The sequence below is a fragment of the Caballeronia sp. LjRoot34 genome (assembly GCF_964253815.1).
GTDB lineage: Bacteria > Pseudomonadota > Gammaproteobacteria > Burkholderiales > Burkholderiaceae > Caballeronia.
The window spans coordinates 118,828-134,801 of sequence record NZ_CAXUSB020000003.1; the positions used below are offsets into that span (position 1 = coordinate 118,828).

Consider the following 15,974-nt stretch of genomic DNA (forward strand, 5'->3'; position numbering starts at 1 on the left):
GGCAACCATTAGGCAACCATCCGGCAACAGGAACGCGACGATAAACAAACCGTTGAAAACCGATATCACGCTTGGGCAATCCGCCTCGCCCCAAGCGCCGCTTAATACTAGGGATCGTAGATACTTGACATCCATGTGTCAACACTTCTACAGTGAGTGAGAGCAATAGCTTATTTATTGCCGACAACCGCATCCCCCATCGACCCTGATGGCGGCAGTTCCGCGTTCACATTTCCTTTCGCCTCGAAAGCGTACTCCGGACATGTCCAACACAACGATCAGCCAGCAATTTGCTCAGTTCATCACCACGCTCTCGTTCGAGACCCTGCCACCGGCGCTGATCGAACAAGCGAAAATCCGCATCCTGGATTCGCTTGCCACGGCGATTGCCGCGCGGGACCTTCCCGTGCCTGCCATTGCTGCGGCCCTTGTCGGCGACAATCGCGGCCGCGCAACGATCATCGGGCAGGCCCGGACCGTACCCGCCATCGACGCCGCGCTGGTCAACGCAACGCTCGTGAACGGCCGCTCGCAGGACGACTTTCTTTGCAAGTCACACCCCGGCGCGGTCACGCTTCCCGCCGCACTCGCGCTGGCCGAGCAGGAAGACACCAGCGGCGCCGAACTGATCGCGGCGGTGATCCTGGGCTACGAGATCGTGGGCAGGGTGTATCTGGGCGGACCGGGCATGGTGTCGAAATTCAGGGCGACGGGCGTGGCGGGAACGATCGCAGCCGCGGCAGCCGCGGCCCGCGTGCTCAAGCTGGACGCGGAGCAGACCAGTCACGCGCTCGGCTGCGCGGCGGTGTTCGCGTCCGGCTTCGGCGCAGGCTTCCTGACCGGCACGGCGGAGGTCAAGCTCAACGTTGGCATGGCCTGCCGTAATGGCGTAAGCGCGGCGCTCCTCGCGCGGGGCGGCGCGACCGCCAGTCCTCTGGCATTCGAAGGCGAGGCGGGGTTTTATAGCGCGATGGCCGGAACGCTCGACGATATTCAATACGCGACGCAAGGCCTCGGCGAACGCTATCTGCTGGAAGAAACCGTCTATAAGGAATTCCCGGTCTGCATTTTCGTGCAGACGCCGATGACCCTTGCCCGGGAACTGATCAGCCAACGCCCCCTGCCGGCCGACACCACCTCCCGGATCACGGTCACGGTGTCCCCATCGACGTACGCCTTCCCCGGCTTTACCAACGTCGCCCCTTTCAAGAGTTCACTGCATGCCAAAGTCAGCGCACGCTTTTGCGTGGCGGCTGCACTGCTGGACAAGCCCATTGACGATTACGCGTTCTACGAGCATTTCGACGCCGCCGACGTGCTCGCGTTGGCCGAACGCATCGACCTCGTCATCGACCCGGCCAGCAAGGACCGGGTCACGGTATCGATCACTGACGGTAACGGGAGCCGCGCTCTGGAAGGTATCGAAGGAGAGACGCTGCTTTCTTCGTCCGACAAGGTCATTGCCAAATTCCGTCGGCTGACATCGCCCATTCTGGGTCCGAAGACGGAGACCGTGCTGCGGGATGTTCTGCGGCTGGAACACTTGCCGAACCTGCATGACCTGACGGCGCTACTGCGAGACTGAGCCGGCAACGCCTGGCGCAGGGTACGATTTTCCCCGCCTCGAACACATAACAAGGCGGGCAGCAGCCGGAACAACCCGTATCCGGCTGCGCGCCCGTCAATCAGGAGACACCTGACATGGAACGCAGCAACCTGGCTGGTTTCCCGGGCCACATCCACCGGGACTATTACGGCGGCGTGCTGATGCTGCTGATCGGGCTCGGCGCGGCATGGATGGGCTTCCAGTACCGCATGGGCGATCTGCGCAGCATGGGTCCGGGATTCTTTCCCGTCTCCGTGGGCGCCATCCTGGCGCTGCTCGGCATGCTGATCGCGATGAGTGCGGGCGCCCGGCAAAAAGCCGAAGCCGACGATGCCCCTCTTCGACCCGAATGGCGCGGCTGGTTTTGCATCATGCTCAGCATTGCCGCCTTCGTCGTGATCGGCCGGTTCGGCGGCCTGTTGCCCGCCACGTTCGCGATCGTCTTCATTGCCGCGCTCGGCGACCGGCAGAACACGCTCAGGAGTGCGGCGATCCTCGCGCTGGCAATGTGCGCCATCTGCGTCGTGGTGTTCTGGTGGGCGCTGAAGCTGCAGTTTCCCCTGTTCGCCTGGGGAGCCTGAGCGATGCTGTCGCAAACCTTGACGGACCTGATGCAGGGGTCTGGCGTTGCCCTGGAACCGCACAACCTGATGTGGTCGTTTTTCGGCGTACTCATGGGCAACCTGATCGGCGTATTGCCGGGGATGGGCGCGTTGTCCGCCATCTCCATGCTGCTGCCGCTTACCTACACGCTGCATCCGGTGCCGGCCATCCTGATGCTGGCCGGCATCTTCTACGGTTCGCAATACGGCGGCGCGATCGGCGCGATTCTGCTGAATCTGCCCTGCCATCCGCCGCACGCGGTCACCTGTCTCGACGGCTATCCGATGACCCGGATGGGCAAAGGCGGAACGGCGCTCGGTATCGCCATGATGGCGTCGTTCTTCGCGGCATCGTTCGGAATCCTTGTGATGATCTTTCTGTCACGGCCGCTGGTCGCCATTGCGTTCAAGTTCGGGCCGGCGGAACTCTTCTCGATCATGCTGCTCGGCTTGCTGGCGGGCGGAACGCTGGCGAAGGGTTCCGCGTTGAAGGGCATGGCGATGACCGCGCTCGGGCTGCTGATCGGCATTGTCGGCACCGACGTCAACAGCGGCACGATGCGCTTCACCTTCGGCTTCATCGAGCTTTCCGACAAGGTCGAGCTGGTGGCGCTGGCGTTGGGACTGTTCGGCGTGGCGGACTTCCTGTGCAACGTCAACCGCATGCAGATGGTCGGCAGCGGCATGAAGCTGCGTCTGAAGGACATGCGCCCGAGCAAGGCGGAAATGAAGCAGGCGTTCCTGCCGATGGTGCGCGGGACGCTGGTCGGCACGCTCTTCGGCGCGATGCCGGGCACCGGACCCACGATCACGACGTTCATCGCCTACGCGCTGGAAAAAAAGATCTCCAGGACGCCGGGACGTTTCGGCAACGGGGCGCTCGAGGGCGTGGCGGCACCGGAGGCGGCGTCGCATTCGAAGACCCAGGTGGACTTCATTCCCACCATGAGTCTCGGCATTCCCGGAGACGCGGTGATGGCGCTGATACTCGGCGCCTTGCTGATCCAGGGGATCCAGCCCGGGCCGCAATTGATCACCGAACATGCGGACATCTTCTGGGGCTTGATCGCCAGCTTCTGGATCGGCAACGTCCTGTTAGTCATGCTGAATGTTCCGATGATCGGCATCTGGGTGAAGCTGTTGCAGGTGCCCTATCGTTTCATGTTTCCATCCGCGCTCTTTTTTATCGCTGTGGGCGTGTACAGCACCAACAATGCGCTGTTCGAGATAGGCGAAACCCTGGTATTCGGCGTGCTGGGGGCACTGTTGATCGCGCTCAGGTTTTCAGTGGCGCCCATCCTTCTCGGCTACGTACTCGGACCGTTGATGGAGGAGAATTTCCGGCGCACCATGCTGCTTTCACGCGGCGACCTGAGCGTTTTCCTGCAACGGCCTATCAGCGCCACGTTCATCGCGGCCGGTGCGTTGCTGATCCTGGCCCAGGTGTTCTTCGCGCTGCGTGCCTCGCGGCGTCGACGCCACAATCTCGATGTGGCGCGCATGCAGCGCAGCGAAACATGAATGACACCGCGCGCGTGGCGAACGCCGTCAGGCGCGCATGCGCGCGGCGATCGCCAGGATGCGCTCGGCGCGCTCCACCACGGGCACGTCCAGCATCCGGCCGTCCAGGCCGATGGAACCACGGCCGCTGCGCAACGCTTCGTCGTAGGTATCGACGATCCGCTGCGCGGCGGCGATCTCGTCAGCGCCGGGGCTGAAGCCTTCGTTCAGGATGGGCACCTGCGCGGGATGAATACAGGTGCTGCCTTCCACGCCAAAGCGACGCGCCTGCGCGACAGCGGCGCGAAAGCCGTCGAGGTCCCGGTAGTTCGCGCTGGAACTGAAAATGCCGAGCGGCAGCACGCCTGCCGCACGCGCCGCCAACACACCTTGTTGCTTCGGATAAAGCAGCACGTCGGGGTCCGGCTGTGCGCCGCAGGACGCGGTGAAATCCTCCGCTCCGCACGCAAAAGCAACGATGCGAGGATGCGCGGCGGCAATCTCGAAGATCTGCGCAAACGCGGTGACCGACTCGACCACCGCGTAAAACCGCGTGTGACCCACGGCCATGCCCTTTCGCCGCTCGATGCTTTCCACCAGTTCGGCAAGCAGCCTCACGTGCCCCGCACTGTCTACCTTCGGCAGCATCAGCGCGCTGACCTGCGGAGCGACGACCGTCTCGATGTCCCGCACAGCGAGTTCGAGCGGACGATTCACACGCACCAGGATGTCCGCTCCCGCGGCAGCGCATCGCTCGGCCGCCGCGGCGACCTGTGCCCGCGCGGCTTCCTTGTCGGCGGGGGCCACGCTGTCCTCGAGGTCGAGGATGATCGCATCGGCGCCGCACGCGGACGCCTTCTGCACGTACTTCTCCACGTTGACCGGTACGAACAGCAGCGAGCGCCAGAACGGCAGGCCGGATCTTTGTTGCAAGCCCATGGCGTTCGCCCTCCTAGTCGATCTGCAGACGCTGTAAGTGGCGCTTATATTTCGGGTCGAAGGTTTCTCGCGCGTGCTGTAGCGCGAGGTTGTCCCACACGACCAGGTCGCGCTTTGCCCAAACATGGCGGTACATGATCTCCTTGTTTTCGATCATGCGAATGAAGCGCTGGAACAACGCCTGACTTTCCTCCACCGACAAGCCCAGGATCTGCCGCGCGTGCAGCTTGCTGAAGAAGAGAACCCGTTCGCCCGTGCGTGGATGCGGATACATGATCGGGTGATCGGCTTGCGGAAAACCCGCACGGGTGTCCGATTTATGCCGGATGATCCTGTCGTCGATACGTTCGCGGATATCTTCGGGCAAATGACGGGTGACGAGACGCATGTCGGAAAAAAGTGTATCGCCACCCGTTGGAGGAATCTCGACGCCGTACAGCAGGATCGCCTTCAGGACGTTTTCCTGGAAACAGTGGTCGAAGTGGAATTGCAGTTCGCCGTCGCCCGCGGCCAGGATCATCTCGCCCGCGGCGTTCAAGCCGCGCGGATGCAGGTTCGACACATAGTTGAAGCCGCCGGGCGCCTCGCCCTGCTCGGAGACTTTTCCAAAGATATCGGCAACGCGCAGCAGGTCGGCTTTGTCGAGATCCTGATCGCGAAACAGCAGCAGCGCATGCTCGCTGAACGCTTCGCGCAGGACCTGGCGTTCAGCTTCGGACACGGGCTGATGCATGTCCAGGCCCACGACCTGAGCGCCGAACGGCGCTAACGGCTTGATGTCGAATGGCTTCGATTCCATGATGATTTCCTGGTCGATTGAACGATGATTGAGCGATGATTGAGCGATAAGCGCCGGTCTCACGCCGGTGTAGCTTCGCGAGCCACATACCTCAAGAAGTTGGCGCCGGTGATTGCCTCGCGCTCGGCCACGCTCATGAAGTCGCACCCGGTACGGATGAAATCGAGTGCTTGCCGATAAGTGCATGCCCGCCGAACGTTTGGAAAGTTGGAACCCCATATGAGTCGCCCCGCGCCGGCACGCTCGTACAACTCGCGCATGTAATCCCGCGCGAGAGGAAACGGATAGTCTTCGAGGTCTTTCGCCGCTTCAGGGAAGTAGCTGCATTTGATCCACACGTTGGGTTCCTGTGCGAGATCGAGCAATGCATCCCATTGGCGAAATGCCTGGCGATTGTCCTTGCCTGCGTAGTAACGCAGGCCCATGTGGTCGATCAGCCAGCGCACGCCGGGGAAGCGTTTGACGGTGTCGTGCATCTGCGCCACATGGAACGGCGCGAACAGTTCCATCGGTACCTGCAGCCGTTCGGCCAGCCGGAAAAAATCATCCACGGTGCCGTCGGCCAGCCAGTGTTCGTTGTCCTCTATCAGTGTCAGGCGCAGTGCCAGCATCTTTGGATGCTCGAGCAACACGCGAAGGTGTTGCTGGACGTCCGGATGCAGCGGATCGATCCGCGCAATCACGCCGAGGACGTCGGCCGGATGACGCTCGGCGACGGCGAAACCGTGGCGGTTGTCATAACCGACGGCGAACGGCGTGACCTGCACGATCTGGCCGACGCCGATCTCGCGCGCCTCTGCAATGACGCGCTCGAACGGCAAGTGATCGTGATGAACATCGCCGGGGGGCTCGGCAAGCATGTCGTAGAAATGCAGGTGGGAGTCGATGATCATGGAGGGTTGCGGCCAAGGTTAAATCTATATAGTATTTGATACTATTATCTAGTATTGGTAACGTCAACTACTGATATTTACCTAGGATCACGCAAGGCTCGCGCAAGCGGCACGCGAGACGCCGGCGCCAAGCCACGGAGGAGACTTCCATGACAGACAAGCAAACCGCCGCAGGCCGGCCGCGACCGCTGGAAGGCGTGCGCGTGCTCGATTGCTCGACCATCATCGCCGCTCCGTTCGGAGCGATGCTGCTTGCCGACTATGGCGCGGAAGTGATCAAGGTCGAACATCCGCGCGGCGATGGCCTGCGCCTGAGCGGTCCGCAAAAAAATGGCGTGGGACTGAACTACGCTTTCTACGGGCGCAACAAGCGCAACATCGTGCTGGACCTGTCGAGCGCCGACGGACAGCAGATCCTGCGTGACCTCGCGGCCAAAAGCGACGTGCTCCTGGAAAATTTCCGGCCCGGCGTGATGGAGAAATGGCATCTGGGCTGGGAGCAGCTGCACGAGGTGAACCGGCGCCTGGTCATGCTGCGCATGACTGGCTTCGGCCAGTCCGGGCCTTATTCGGCGCGTCCGGGTTTTGGCACCCTGGCCGAATCCATGAGCGGTTTCGCCCATATCAACGGTCATCCCGACGGGCCGCCCACCTTGCCGCCGTTCGGTCTCGCGGACGGCATCGCGGGCTTGTCGGCGGCTTATGCTGTCATGCTCGCGCTCTATCACCGCGACCTGCACGATGGCGAGGGACAGATGATCGACATCGCCATCATCGAGCCGATCCTGCATCTGATGGGAGCACAGGCATCCGTCTTCGACCAGCTCGGCCAGATCCAGCAACGCACCGGCAACCGCACGCACAACAACGCGCCGCGCAATACCTACAAGACGAAGGAAGGCAGGTGGGTCGCGATATCCACCAGCTCGCAGGCAATCGCCGAACGGGTATTGCGTCTGACCGGACGGCCTGATCTGGTGGACGAGCCGTGGTTTGCAAGCGGGGGCGAACGTGCGCAGCACGCGGACCTTCTGGATGCGGTGGTCGGCGGGTGGATCGGGGAACGCGGCATCGACGAAGTCATGCGCGCTTTCGCGGAGGCCGGCGCGGCGGTCGCGCCGGTCTATGACATTTCGCAGGTCATGGAGGATCCGCAGTACCGTTCGCTCGGCACGATCACCGATGTGCCGGATGCCGTCCTCGGGCCGGTCAAGATGCAAAATCTGTTGTTCCGGATGAGCGGCACGCCGGGCGAAGTCCGTCACACGGCGCCGGCGTTGGGGCAGGATACCGACGAAGTGCTGGGTGAGATCCTTGGCCTGACGCCCGCCCGGCTGCGTGAGTTGCACGAAGCGGGCGTGATCGAACCGATGGTGGCGAAACGTCCGGGCGGGACGGGTCGTTGAAAGCGGGGTGAATACTCTATAGTATTCGCCGAGCCGCCGTTGACATCGCGTCATGATGTATTCGAAAAGTTCAGCGTAATCGGGGAGCTTCATACCGGGCATTCACGTCCCCGAGATAACGCGGTTTGCGCTTTGCCATCGCTGCATCATCGCGGAAGTCGCGGCCTGCCCACCGGTCCCATTGAACGCATTACCTGGAACGTTACTTGGCAGCAGACATGGACACTGAACTCATTGACCGGGATTCATCGGTACCGCGCTGGATGCAGATTGCCGCGATCCTGCGTCAGCGTATCGCCGAGCACGGTACTGACCTGACCGGTCTCACCGACCAGGAACTCACCCGCGAATTCGGCGTGAGTCCACTGACCGTGCGTCAGGCCCTGCAAGACCTGGTGCGCAGCGGCCTGCTCACGCGGCAGCGTGGCAAGGGCACCTTCGTCGTCCAGAAGCCGGCACAAGGCTCCGTCGATCACTTCGAGGCCACGCTCAGCGAATGGCGCGTGCAGGGCCGCGATGTGCGCATCAGCCTGCTCGAGCGCAGCGTCACCGCGGCAAACATGCTGGTCGCAGCCTCGCTGAACATAAAACCGGGCCAGCCGGTCGGCTATATGAGGCGCCTGCGCCATGCGGACGGTCATCCGGTCAGCATCGACTATCGCTATATCGTGGTGGAAATCTTCGAGCGGCTCGACGATGCCGACCTCGTGCACGAAACCGTATGGGAGACGATCGAGCGCACGCTCAAGTTGCCGACCCTGCTTTCGAACACGGCCATCCGCGCGACGGCGGCCTCCGAGGAGGAAGCGCAATTGCTGAACATCCCACCGAATTCGCCAGTGCTGCTGCGCGAAAGCCAGTTGATCGGCGCCGACGGCATGCCGATGGTCGCCGGGCGCTCGATCTACCATCCCGAGCGCTTCATCTACGCCACGACAATCCGCCGCTGAGTCCGCTGAGTCCGCCGCCGGCGAAACCCGCTGGCCGAAGAGGCGCGCCGCCATCACCCTAGCGTTCTCAGCAACGGCCGTCCCTCCAGCCACGCCGACAGACATTCCACGACGCCGCGAGCAAACGTCTCCAGTACCGGACGGATCACGAAACCCAGATGCGGCGTCAGCACGACATCCGCCCGTTGACGCAGCGGATGGTCATGCGCGAGCGGCTCCGTATCGAATACGTCGAGCGCCGCCGCACCGGGACGGCCAGCGTCCAGCGCGTCGATCAGCGCGGCGGTATCGATAAGTTCCGCGCGCGCCGTATTCACGAGGATTGCTTCGGGCCGCATCAGCGCCAGCCGTTTGGCATTGAGGAGCCGGTAAGTTGATTCGCTTGGCACGATATGCAAGCTGACGACTATCGAGCTTGACAGCAATTCGTCGAGCGGCACCGCGGTGCAACCGCACTCGCGGGCGCGTTCGGGCGTCATGTGCGGGCTCCACGCGACAACCTCCATGCCGAATGCCTGCGCGATCCGGGCCATCTGCCGGCCGATATCACCCAACCCGACGATTCCAAAACGTTCGCCCGCGAGCGAGCCGGGCAATCGGCCGGTCTCGCGCCAGTCGCCGGCACGCATCAGGGCAAAATTGGTTTCCAGCCGTTTCACCGCGGCGAAAATGAGCGCCCAGGCGATTTCGCAGGTACCGTCGCGGGTCGCCGCGCGGCCGCTGAAACTCACGGGGATGCCGCGCTGGTTCAGCGCGTCGAGATCGAGCATGGTATTGCGCGAACCGGTAAAAACCAGGTATTCCAGCTTCGGCAGTTGGCCGATGAGTTCGCTGGGGAACGGCGTGCGGTCTCGCTGCAACACGATCGCGGAGGCATCCACGAGCGCCGCCAGCAATGCGTTGGCATATAGCGGAGCATGTTCGACCCGCACGCTTGCCACCCGGTCGATGCCGGACCAGTCCGCCAGCGCGCGAAACGAGCGCTCGTAGTCGTCGAGCATGACGATAATCGGCCGTGCGTCCGGCGCGTCGGTCATGGCTGCAGCATTGCCGACAGTTGCCGGATATCGGCAAGCTCTTCCAGTGCAGCGACGATTCCTGCTACCTCGGTGGTCCGCTCAGTTCCAAGCACCGGCGTCGCGCAATCGGTGAATTTGCGCAGCAGGGCTGCGGACGACAGCGTCCTGTGCGGATGACCACGCGGCAGCTCGACTTGGGCCGCGAGCGTAGTGCCGTCGCGCCGCCTGAGCGTCAGCTCCACGCCAAAACGGCCCGCACCCGAGGCAAGATGAGGCGCGACACGCACGTTCACGCGTTTCATCAGCGCCTGTACGTCCTCGCGCTGCACGCGTGCATCGTCGAACTGGGCGAGGCCGCCCGCGCCGTCCAGGTAGGCCACGGCGGCGCAATACGCGATGCAATACTTGCCCTCGAGTCCGTTGGCCGCCTGTTGCAGCGGCATGATGCGCGTTGCCATGCTGGTCACCGCGCAGTCGATATCGAGCAGGTCTTCCACCGGCGGCAAGCCGCCTTCATGCAGGTCGAGCATGACGTCGATCACGGAGATGCCCGCCCCGCAGCACGCATAGGGCTTGATTCCGATCCCAGAAGCATCGATCTCCAGGGCCTCATCCAAAGGGGCTTCCTTCGGTACCGGGTTGGCGCCGTAGGTGGCGAACAGGCCGTCCGGCGCATCGAACAAACCGACATTCGCGGTGAAGCCGCGAGCAGCCAGCATGGCCGCGCGCACACCGCCCTCGGCCGCCTGGCCCGCATGGAGCGATTTGGTTTCGGAACCGAAATTGGCCCGCAGGCCGGCAACATTGGACGCCGCGATGGCAAGCGCGTTGAGCATGCCGCGCGCATCGAGCCCGAGCACGCGCGAACAGGCCGCCGCCGCGCCAAAGATGCCGATGCTCGAGGTGGTATGCCAGCCCGCGTCATAGTGGCGAGGCACCATCGTCCGGGCGAAATGGGCGGCTATTTCGAAGCCAAGCACGTAGGCGTCGAGGAAAGCAGATCCGCTCATCGCCCTCGCTTCGCCAAGCGCCATGATCGCCGGAACGAGCACCACGCTCGGATGTCCGATGAGGGTGGCGTTCATGTCATCGTAATCGAGCACATGGCCCGCCACGCCGTTGACCAGGGCCGCAAGCGGCACCGACAGGCGCACGCCCGTACCGAACACCGCCGCCTGTTGCGCACTGCCCTGCTCGATGGCCAGCTCACGCACGGTCGCGGCCGTGTGCGTTTGCGAACCCGCGACGATGCATCCGAGAATATCTAGTATCCCCATCCGCGCACTGGCCCGGCTCGACGGCGTGAGCGAACTGCCGCTCCACGAGTCGTAAAGCTGCGTCAGTTGCGTTGCGTGCGATGCACTCATGTCGACGCTCCCCTGATGATCGGCGCTGGCCGGTTCGATGCGTCGTTCGGTATACACATTCGTCCTCCTGGATCGGGCTTCGACGGTCAATGCACCACACGCTGCTAGCCTAGGTAAATTTCGTCCCAACGTCAATGAAACGTTTCATACAAAATGCCGATGCACGCATGAAACCGCGCGATCAATCAAGATATGCCGCCCTCTTGCCCCTATAATCCGGTCACTTCCGTGCCATCTCAAGTGCCATCTCAACCAGAACCGACGCATGCCACCTCGCCGCAAATCCTCCCCACCGCCAAGCGAATCCGCCAGCAAGCAGGCAAAGCGCGTGACGATCGTCGATGTGGCGGTCCGCGCCGGCGTCGCGCTGGGAACCGTTTCACGCGTCATCAACAACAAGGAGTCGGTGGCGCCCGCGCTGCGCGAACGCGTCAACGAGGCCGCCCGTGCGTTGGGTTACGTGCCGAACTCGGTCGCCCAGAGCATGCGGACCCAGTCGACGCAGGTCGTGGGCTGCATGGTCTCCGACATCTCCAACCCCCTGTTCTCCGCCACAGTCAGCGCCGCCGAAGAGGTGTTGCACCAGCACGGCTACAGCATGATGCTGTCCAACAGCCGCGACCGTCTGGACACGGAAGCCGAGATCCTGACGCTGTTCCAGCGCCGCCGTTTCGATGGCCTGATCATCACCCTGAGCAGGGAAGAAGATCCCGCCACCCTCAAGCTGCTGGCGGACTGCACCATCCCGACCATCCTGCTTGAGCGCGAATCGAGCCTGCCGATCGACGCCGTCTCGGTCGACCACTTCGGCGGCACGCTCCAGGCGATGAACTACCTGATCAAGCTCGGGCACCGGCGCATCGGTCTGGTAACGGTGACGCAAGCCGCGCTGCCCGGCCGGCAGCGCCGGCTGGCCTACCGCAGCGCACACCACGAGGCGGGTATTCCCGTCGACGAGTCGTTGCTGTCGCCGGACGTCTTCCTGCCCGACGCGGGCTACCAGGCAGCCTACCGGATGCTGGTCTCGTCGAAGCCGCCCACCGCGATCGTCGCAGGCGCCAATCAGATGCCGCAGGTCCTCAAGGTCGTGCGGATGCTGAAGCTGGCGGTGCCGGGCCAGTTATCCCTCATTACGCTCGGAGATACCGACGTCGCAAGCCTCTTCGAACCCGCGCTGACCGCCGTGCGCTGGGAGCTTGCCAAGGTCGGGACGGCCGCGGCCGAACTGCTGCTCGCGCGGATGAACTCGACTGCCTCCGCGCGCGATCCTCAGCGCATCACCATCCCGACCGAGCTCGTCTTGCGCGATTCCTGCGCTCAGCGCTGAGCCAGTGGTGTGCCGGCGCCGCGCAATGAGCCCATCAGATCGTGCAGATGAGGCAAGTGCTCAAGGTCCAGGATCTGGCGCAGCACCGTTTCCGTCTTCGGACCCAATATTTCCGACGTCAGCCGCCGGTACTTTGCAATCACTTTCTCACGTGAAGGACGCAGCGTTTCCCCTTCTATGCCGGTAAGCGCCAGCGTATGGCCACCGTGTTCCACCGCCACCCTGACCGTATCCACGCTTTGCGGGTCCAGCACGAGGTCGATGCGCGCAGCCAGCGCGAGTACATCGGGATCGTCGACGCATGCGTAGAAATCGTGCTCGTCGATCGGCTTGCCGAGCAACGCGGCGGCCACGCAAAAACGCGCGCTGACGCGGGCGCGCAGCGCGCTCGTGAACGGCGCGACATTGGTGAAGCCAGGATTGGTGTAAGTCAGCTCGCACACCTGCACCGTCACGCGCTCGATCCTGTCGACGTGCAGCGGGTACAGGTGCGCAATTTCACGAGCAAGCGTCATCGGTGTCTGCACAAAAATGCAGACCGGATATTCCTTGTAGACGGTGTCCCCGAGCAAATAGCGCTCGCCGAGGTCCTGCGTCGCAGCGCTGGCGTGATCGGTCGTGCCGGCCATGGCCAGATAGAAGCCGGCCTCGCCCTCGAACGCGAGATCGCTCGCGGTCGCACCGGCCTGTGCGAGCAATGCCGCGCTCACACCGTTGCGGCACGCCATGCCCACGTTCAGCTTGACCTCCATCGTGCCGCTCAGGAAACCCGCGCCGAAGCCCGATGCAAATACCGCCGCGCAGCCGAGCGCGTGCCGCGTGCGCTCGGCATCGAGCGCGAGCATGCGCGCGGCCGCGGCAGCCGCGCCTATTGTTCCGGCCACACCGGTCGCCCGGAATTTCGGCAGCATGCCCGGACCACCCAGGTAGACCCGGCCGGTGATTTCATAGCCGGCCACCACGGCGGCGATGAAGTCCGCGCCGCTGCCACCCTCCTGCTCGGCAATGGCCAGCGCGGCCGGAACCGCGATCGCACCCGGGTGCGACTTGCACAGGAAGTCGTCCTGCGAGCGCCCGTTGACGAGCGTTGCATTGACCCATGCCGCATCGATCGCGGGCACCCTCTGCTGCTGGCCGATGATCGTTGACTTGCCGTGGTTCTCGCCGACGAGGGCCGCGGCAACCCCTGGCACCGCCAGGCCGTGGGCGGCGACCGCCGTGGTCAGCGAGTCGAGAATGCGCAGCTTCGCCTTCTCGACCACATCGGCCGGCAGCGTGTTCGTCGACATCGCGACGATGGCCTGCGCAAACTGCCCGCTGATCGAATTACTGGACATCGGTCATCTCCTCAGCATTCCTCTATAAACTCGGCTGCCATGATCGCGCACGCATCGGGATGAGTCGCGGCGATATGGTACGAATCGGCCGGAATCTCGCGCAGCGTGGAGCCCCGCACCCGGGATTGCAGGCGCAGCAGGTCGGCCGGCGCGGGACGCTGATTGTAGGTCCCGCCGGTTTCATGGGCGCCCGGCACGATGAACAACGTGGGGCAGGCGATCCCTTCCGGGTTCGGCGGTTCGTCGATACCGGGCAGCAAGCGCATGCACGCGAGCACCGTGGCCGCCGAGGTCGTGCCCATCAATCGCGCCCACCACTCCAGCGCCTCGGGCGGCAGCGTCGTGCCCATGCGTCCGGGCATGGTCAGGCGCGCCCAGCTTTCAACGCCCTCCCGCTCGATAACCCCGACCCATTCGTCAAGCCAGGGGCCCAGTGCCTTGCTCGGCGACGGCAGCATGCCGGCGAGCGTCATGGACGCAATCCAAGGACGGCGGCGCTGCGCCAGTTCGAATGCGACCAGCGCGCCGAGCTTGGTCCCGATCAGATGCACGCGGGGAGGCGCGTCGTCCGGCCCCCGCCCTGACCCGATCGAATCGATCATGCGTTCGATGTCGTCGGCCCAGTCGGCGAGCGTGAACGCGTCCCCTGCCGGAAGCGCGCTGGACCGGCCAAAGCCGCGGAGATCGGGCCGCAGGACGCGATAGCGGCGCGCGAGATGAGGCACCCACGGCCGCCATATGCCGCCGTGCTCCGCGATGCCATGCAGCAGCACGACCGTGTCGGCGGGACGCCACGCGTCGGTGTAATCGTCGAGCGCGCAGTACAGATGGGCGTCGCCGCCAAGCTGAACCCGCCACGCGGCTTCCGGCACATTCCTTGGTGGAACCATCACAGTCGATCTCCCCGGTCTCAGGTCATACGCCCGGATTCGCCACAAGCCCGGTGACGCGCTCGAGCGGCCGGTGCACGAGCAGGATCATCGCCAGCACGCCGACGGCGTCGATTGCCGTGCACAGTTTGAACGCCACCTCGAAGCCGCCGAAATGCTGCACTGCCATCCCCGTGATGGCCGGCCCCACGATGCCCGAGATATTGCCCATCAAGTGGATGAACCCACCCACCCCGCCCACGTGGCGACGCGGATAAAGTTCATGGTTGATCACCCAGTGAGCCTGCCCCGCCGCCGAGATGAAGGTGATCGCCGCGGTCACGAGCAGGACCGCCGTCACGAGCGAAGAAGCCGTGCTGAACAGCAGCGCCGCCAGGCCCGAGAGCGCCAGCGGCACCCACGCGCAGAGCTTGCGCGCGCTGACGGGATTGCTCATGCGCCGGTAGACGAGATCCGATACCAGCCCCCCGCCCGACGACCCGATCATCCCCGCGATCCACGGAATCGCCATGAGCAGGCTCATCTGCTGGACCCCGGCATGCTGCGCCGAGACGAAATACGTGGGCAGCCAGAACAGCAGGTTATTGATCGTGTAGTTCGCCGCGAACAGGCCGATGCACACCCCGAGCGTATTACGGCTGATGAGGCACTGCCGCAGCGTGCGGTTGTCGTTGGCCTGCAGTTCGTGTTCTTCGCGGCCGGCTTCGATGCTTTGCAGTTCGTCGCTCGTCACGCGCGGATTATCGGCGGGCCGGTTGGTCGCCATGCGGCGAAAAACCGCCAGCCAGACCAGCCCGAGCACCGCGATGACAACGAACGAGACACGCCATCCCAGCCGCAGCGCGAGCAGCCCGACAATCGGCCCGGCAATGGCCGCCCCGAACATCTGCCCCGAGAAGATCGTTCCCACCATGGTGCTGACTTCGCGGCGCGAGAACCAGTTCGCCGCGGTGCGGTTGATGGTAGTGAGTGTCGGGCCTTCACCCATGCCGAAGAACACCCGCAGGATGAAGAATGAGCTGAAGCTGAAGACCACCGCCGTCAGTCCGCACAGCACGGACCAGATACCCATGGACCACGACATCACGCGCACCGGGCCGAAGCGGTCGGCGAGCGATCCGCCGATGAACGCAAACGCCGTATAGCCGCAGAAAAAGCCGCTGAAGATCACGCCCATCTGCGACGGCGACAGGTGCAGCTCCGGGGTCAGCAAGGGCGCCACGATACCGATTGCGGATCGGTCGATATAGCCGATCGCCGTCGCGAGAAACAACATGGCGGCAATCGCGAAACGGTATCTTCCCTTGAACATTGCTGTCTCCTGACACGTTATCTTGTG

14 protein-coding genes are annotated in these 15,974 nt (G+C 63.8%); 6 read left to right on the forward strand and 8 right to left on the reverse strand.

Annotation, left to right across the window (positions count from 1 at the left end; genetic code table 11):
• Window positions 1-262 precede the first annotated feature (262 nt).
• The 3 genes from ACSQ36_RS31580 to ACSQ36_RS31590 all read left to right on the forward strand — a co-directional run bounded on the left by ACSQ36_RS31580 (window position 263) and on the right by ACSQ36_RS31590 (window position 3,729).
• Window positions 263-1,585, forward strand: coding sequence for an MmgE/PrpD family protein (locus tag ACSQ36_RS31580; protein ID WP_436185078.1), 1,323 nt, complete (start codon window positions 263-265; stop codon window positions 1,583-1,585).
• Window positions 1,586-1,701: 116 nt separating this feature from the next.
• On the forward strand, window positions 1,702-2,187 hold the full coding sequence (locus ACSQ36_RS31585) for a tripartite tricarboxylate transporter TctB family protein (RefSeq protein ID WP_436185079.1): 486 nt from the start codon (window positions 1,702-1,704) through the stop codon (window positions 2,185-2,187).
• A 3-nt stretch (window positions 2,188-2,190) separates the two neighbouring features.
• Window positions 2,191-3,729: a tripartite tricarboxylate transporter permease gene (locus tag ACSQ36_RS31590; RefSeq protein ID WP_436185080.1), complete on the forward strand. Its 1,539-nt coding sequence runs from the start codon at window positions 2,191-2,193 to the stop codon at window positions 3,727-3,729.
• A gap of 27 nt (window positions 3,730-3,756) precedes the next feature.
• On the opposite strand, the gene ACSQ36_RS31595 is transcribed toward ACSQ36_RS31590, so the two are convergent.
• From ACSQ36_RS31595 to ACSQ36_RS31605, 3 genes are read right to left on the reverse strand one after another with little or no spacing between them, the layout of a single operon-like run.
• Window positions 3,757-4,647 (reverse strand): HpcH/HpaI aldolase/citrate lyase family protein, encoded by an 891-nt coding sequence (locus ACSQ36_RS31595; protein ID WP_436185081.1) that lies wholly within the window; start codon window positions 4,645-4,647, stop codon window positions 3,757-3,759.
• Window positions 4,648-4,660: 13 nt separating this feature from the next.
• On the reverse strand, window positions 4,661-5,446 hold the full coding sequence (locus ACSQ36_RS31600; RefSeq protein WP_436185082.1) for a TauD/TfdA dioxygenase family protein: 786 nt from the start codon (window positions 5,444-5,446) through the stop codon (window positions 4,661-4,663).
• 59 nt (window positions 5,447-5,505) lie between these two features.
• On the reverse strand, window positions 5,506-6,339 hold the full coding sequence (locus tag ACSQ36_RS31605; RefSeq protein ID WP_436185083.1) for an amidohydrolase family protein: 834 nt from the start codon (window positions 6,337-6,339) through the stop codon (window positions 5,506-5,508).
• A gap of 149 nt (window positions 6,340-6,488) precedes the next feature.
• Between ACSQ36_RS31605 and ACSQ36_RS31610 the strand changes: the two genes are divergently transcribed.
• Both ACSQ36_RS31610 and ACSQ36_RS31615 read left to right on the forward strand, forming a co-directional pair.
• On the forward strand, window positions 6,489-7,745 hold the full coding sequence (locus ACSQ36_RS31610) for a CaiB/BaiF CoA transferase family protein (RefSeq protein ID WP_436185084.1): 1,257 nt from the start codon (window positions 6,489-6,491) through the stop codon (window positions 7,743-7,745).
• A 263-nt stretch (window positions 7,746-8,008) separates the two neighbouring features.
• Complete coding sequence (locus tag ACSQ36_RS31615) at window positions 8,009-8,695, forward strand: GntR family transcriptional regulator (protein WP_436185085.1); 687 nt, start codon at window positions 8,009-8,011, stop codon at window positions 8,693-8,695.
• 53 nt (window positions 8,696-8,748) lie between these two features.
• On the opposite strand, the gene ACSQ36_RS31620 is transcribed toward ACSQ36_RS31615, so the two are convergent.
• Both ACSQ36_RS31620 and ACSQ36_RS31625 read right to left on the reverse strand, forming a co-directional pair.
• Entirely contained in the window at window positions 8,749-9,732 is a 984-nt protein-coding gene (locus ACSQ36_RS31620; protein ID WP_436185086.1) for a D-2-hydroxyacid dehydrogenase family protein, read from the reverse strand.
• Window positions 9,729-11,138 carry an MmgE/PrpD family protein gene (locus ACSQ36_RS31625; RefSeq protein ID WP_436185087.1) on the reverse strand — a complete coding sequence of 470 codons (1,410 nt, stop codon included), beginning with the start codon at window positions 11,136-11,138 and terminating at the stop codon, window positions 9,729-9,731. Before ACSQ36_RS31625 ends, ACSQ36_RS31620 begins: the two co-directional genes overlap by 4 nt.
• Window positions 11,139-11,409: 271 nt before the next feature.
• On the opposite strand from ACSQ36_RS31625, the gene ACSQ36_RS31630 reads away from it, so the two are divergent.
• The gene (locus ACSQ36_RS31630; protein WP_436185088.1) at window positions 11,410-12,408 is read left to right on the forward strand and encodes a LacI family DNA-binding transcriptional regulator; all 999 of its coding nucleotides are present in this window, start codon (window positions 11,410-11,412) and stop codon (window positions 12,406-12,408) included.
• Here ACSQ36_RS31630 and ACSQ36_RS31635 read toward each other — a convergent pair.
• The 3 genes from ACSQ36_RS31635 to ACSQ36_RS31645 are packed head-to-tail and all read right to left on the reverse strand — an operon-like array spanning window position 12,399 to window position 15,911.
• Window positions 12,399-13,745, reverse strand: a complete 1,347-nt coding sequence (locus tag ACSQ36_RS31635; protein ID WP_436185089.1) for an MmgE/PrpD family protein — start codon at window positions 13,743-13,745, stop codon at window positions 12,399-12,401. The two genes, ACSQ36_RS31630 and ACSQ36_RS31635, sit on opposite strands and share 10 nt — an antisense overlap.
• Window positions 13,746-13,756: 11 nt before the next feature.
• Window positions 13,757-14,635, reverse strand: coding sequence for an alpha/beta fold hydrolase (locus ACSQ36_RS31640; protein WP_436185090.1), 879 nt, complete (start codon window positions 14,633-14,635; stop codon window positions 13,757-13,759).
• A gap of 25 nt (window positions 14,636-14,660) precedes the next feature.
• The gene (locus ACSQ36_RS31645; protein ID WP_436185091.1) at window positions 14,661-15,911 is read right to left on the reverse strand and encodes an MFS transporter; all 1,251 of its coding nucleotides are present in this window, start codon (window positions 15,909-15,911) and stop codon (window positions 14,661-14,663) included.
• Window positions 15,912-15,974: the final 63 nt, after the last annotated feature.